The sequence below is a fragment of the ANME-2 cluster archaeon genome (genome assembly GCA_014237145.1).
Lineage (GTDB): Archaea > Halobacteriota > Methanosarcinia > Methanosarcinales > Methanocomedenaceae > Methanocomedens_A.
Map to the genome: position 1 here is coordinate 1 of JAAXOC010000070.1, position 3655 is coordinate 3655.

A 3655-nucleotide genomic window follows, 5' to 3' on the forward strand; every position below is an offset into this window, starting at 1 on the left:
AATGTTATAGGGACAAAACACATGCTTCGCCTGCAGGAGAAACTGAAATTCAGGATGATCTTCTTTTCAAGTGCTGAAGTATATGTAGACTACAATGGTATCATGACAGAAGATGTAATGGAAAAAAATCCTATCATAGATACATACCAGATGAATGACTATGCGATCACAAAGTGGGCCGGGGAATTGATGTGCATGAATTCAGCCAAGATGTTCGGTACTGAGACTGTGAGGGTCAGGCCTGTAAATTGTTATGGTCCAGAGGAGCATTTTACTCCATACAGGGGTTTTATTCCAAAGTTCATCTATCACGCTTTACATGACAAGCCCTATGTTGTCTATAAAGGCCATAAGCGAATAATCGTTATGTTGAAGATACTGTAAGGACTTTTGCCAACATAGTGGACAATTTCATTTCTGGTGAGGTATATAATGTAGCCGGGAAACCTGAATGGGAGCGGGATATCAAGGAATATTCAGATATAATCCTTAACGCTGTCGGAAAGGACGATTCCATTGTAACCTATGAGGAGGCAGAGCCTTTTACGACAAATATAAAAACTATCGATTGTTCAAAAGCAATAAAAGACTTGAAACGTGACCCAAAGGTCACTCCTGAAGAAGGTATCAAAAGAACAGTGGAATGGATGAAGTGGTATTACAGAATGGGTGATTAAAGTGGAAGATGTGTATTCAGAATACGAGGATAAAGTTGTATTAGTAACCGGTGGTGCCTTATGTGTCGGCAGTAACCTGTGTAAGAAGATATGTGAATTGAATGCAAAAAAAGTTATTATTCTTGATAATCTGTCGTCTGCTTATGAATGGAACATTCCGGATGCAGAAAATGTTGCATTTATAAATGGGGATATTCTTGATGATGAAATGCTAAAGCGTGCTTATAAGGAAAAACCCGATTATGTATTCCATCTGGCAGCCCATTTTGCCAACCAGAATTCCGTGGATAATCCTGAGACTGACCTGATGATAAACGGGATCGGTACCCTGAAGGTATTACAATATGCCCAGCTTGTCGGCGTGGAACGATTGGTGTATTCATCTTCAGGCTGCGGGGTTTATGGTCTTGAATCAAAAATGCCTTTTAAGGAACATTATGTTTCTATCAGTCTGCATACACCATACCAGGTGACAAAATTGCTGGGTGAGTTATACACGAACTACTTCCACAACCTATACGGGCTCCCTATTGTTAATGCGCGGTTCTTTAATGTGTTCGGTCCGGGCGAAGTGCCAGGGAAATACCGCACTGTCATACCTAATTTCATGCACTGGTCTATGAACAGCTTACCACTGCCCATCACGGGTGATGGAACAGAGACCAGGGACTGGACATATGTTGACGATATTATAAACGGCCTGCTGGCAATGGGGATCAAGGAATAGGCAGTTGGCGAGGCAATTAACCTTGGGTCGGGTGAAGAGCAGAGGGTTATTGATATGGCAAATATGGTCAACAAGATTACGGGTAATAAGTCGGGGATCGTTTATATGGAGAGAAGGGACTGGGATGTTAAAAACAGGCTCTTATCATCCATCGATAAGGCAAAGAGACTGCTGGATTATAAACCGCAGATGAAATTCGAGGATGGATTGGAAAAGGTGCATGAATGGTTTGTTGATAATCAGGAGAATATTAACAGTAGCGCTGAGTTTTAATATGATAATTGTCAAAAGACACTGTCCCATTTTCCAGTTATTTCCAAGACGCTGATTCACGCAGATTTACGCAGATTTAAGGTTGCATCTGCGTTAATCAGCATAAATCTGCGTCTAATAGTATTTTTGAGATCACTGGATTTTGGAATTGTGCTTTGTCAAAAGAAAATGAGATAATGATTGAAAGTATAGAGTTATTTATAATGTGGAAGGTATAATATATGAGTATGTATTTATCAAAGAGTCTTCCAGAAGTTTTGGTACCGAAATATTACAAGAGTGTTGATAATCTCGTTGAGGATGCATTCAGAGCTCTTTTAAATTTGAAGCCGGGGTTGAAGGTCGAGATGGCTATTGAACTTTATTTGAAGGAGGAAGTTTCGCTTTCAAAAGCTGCTGAAATAGCGGGTATGGATATGGAAGATTTCAAGGAAATACTAAAAGTGAGGGGGTTAAAGGTTAGCAGTTATATTGGCTCAAAAGAAGATATCGAAAGCGGATTAAGGTTGATATGATTGCTCATACTTGATACTGATATTGCCAGTGCGTTTGCAAATGCAGGACATTTTGAGGTTCTGGTACAGCTCTTTGGAAAAGTCGGAATAACGCCAATGGTTTATGAAGAGCTGCAGGCCCCTTTGATGCACGGATATGCATTTCCCGATGAGATATTTGATAAGGCAGAGTTAGTCACTGTTTCAGGGGAAGAGCAAAGAGATTACCTGAAGCTTAAGGAAGAGCACTCTAAAATTGGAAAGGGTGAAATAGAAAGTATGGTTGTTTGTAGAAAACGTGGGTTCTTATTTTCATCTTTTGACAAAAAAGCCGTATCTATGGCAAAGGAATCTGGTGTTAACGTCATAACAGCGGGTGCAATTTTTCATGGATTACTGATCAAGGGAATTGCAACTAAAAAAGAGGTTTTGAAGATCCTGCAGGATATTGAAACTTCTGATAACCGTTTGCTTGAAATGGAATTGTAGAGCAATAATGATGGGAGGATAAATCTAAATGAAGCAAATGAAGCTCCTTGTCCTCCAGGAAACGGACTGGATCAAAAGAGGTCCCCACCAGCAGCATCATCTTATGGACCGGATGGCATTAAAAGGTGCGACATTATGATCTCAAATGATATTGATCGATTCGAGCAGTTTTTGACCGTGTTTCTTCGATAATCGAGGACGCAAAACATAAAATTGCCCACACAATCAATAACACAATGGTCCAATCATATTGGAGTATAGGTAAGGAGATCATCGAAGAAGAGCAGATGGGACAATAAAGGGCAGAGTACGGTAAATCGATAATCAATAATCTTTCTGAAAGATTAACAGAACAATACGGCATGAATTTTAATTCACGTAACTTAAGATTTATGCGGCAGTTCTATAAGGTATATCCAAATTGGAACGCAGTGAGTTCCAAATTATCCTGGACACATTACCGTTTTCTTATCAGGATAGATGACCCTGTGAAACGCTCTTTTTATGAGATCGAATGCGCCAACAATAACTGGTCAACAAGAGAACTGGACAGGCAGATAAATTCGCTTTTATTTGAAAGACTGGCTTTGAGTAAAGATAAAGAAAGCGTTCTGTCCCTGGCAAAAAAGGGCCAGCAATTAGCGAGACCTGATGATCTTGTCAAAGACCCTTATGTTCTTGAGTTTTTGGGGTTGCCCCAAAGTGAAAGATTACTTGAAAGAGACCTGGAATCTGCTTTGATCGAGCATTTGCAGCATTTCTTATTGGAATTGGGTAAAGGATTTTCTTTCGTGGCAAGACAAAAGCGCATTACAATGGATGAGGAGCATTTTTATGTTGATCTTGTTTTTCAGAATTATATTTTGAAATGCTTTGTACTGATCGACCTTAAAATAGAGACCGTTACAATTCGTGTTGGTGAATTTAATTAAACCACAGATAAACACAGATGAACACAGATTTTCAGGTAGCGTATCCGCGTTTATCGGCGTTCG

4 protein-coding genes and 2 pseudogenes are annotated in these 3655 nt (G+C 39.7%); all 6 read left to right on the plus strand.

What is annotated here, in order from left to right; genetic code table 11:
- Positions 1–21: 21 nt before the first annotated feature.
- The 6 genes and pseudogenes from HF974_09170 to HF974_09195 all read left to right on the plus strand — a co-directional run bounded on the left by HF974_09170 (position 22) and on the right by HF974_09195 (position 3592).
- A pseudogene (locus tag HF974_09170) lies at positions 22–677 on the plus strand (NAD(P)-dependent oxidoreductase).
- Position 678: 1 nt separating this feature from the next.
- Positions 679–1677, plus strand: a pseudogene (locus tag HF974_09175) (NAD-dependent epimerase/dehydratase family protein).
- A 221-nt stretch (positions 1678–1898) separates the two neighbouring features.
- Positions 1899–2192, plus strand: a complete 294-nt coding sequence (locus HF974_09180) for a hypothetical protein (protein MBC2698482.1) — start codon at positions 1899–1901, stop codon at positions 2190–2192.
- Positions 2193–2660 (plus strand): hypothetical protein, encoded by a 468-nt coding sequence (locus HF974_09185; GenBank protein ID MBC2698483.1) that lies wholly within the window; start codon positions 2193–2195, stop codon positions 2658–2660.
- Positions 2661–2818: 158 nt separating this feature from the next.
- Positions 2819–2959 (plus strand): DUF1016 domain-containing protein, encoded by a 141-nt coding sequence (locus HF974_09190; protein ID MBC2698484.1) that lies wholly within the window; start codon positions 2819–2821, stop codon positions 2957–2959.
- A 21-nt stretch (positions 2960–2980) separates the two neighbouring features.
- Positions 2981–3592 (plus strand): DUF1016 domain-containing protein, encoded by a 612-nt coding sequence (locus HF974_09195; protein MBC2698485.1) that lies wholly within the window; start codon positions 2981–2983, stop codon positions 3590–3592.
- Positions 3593–3655 lie beyond the last annotated feature (63 nt).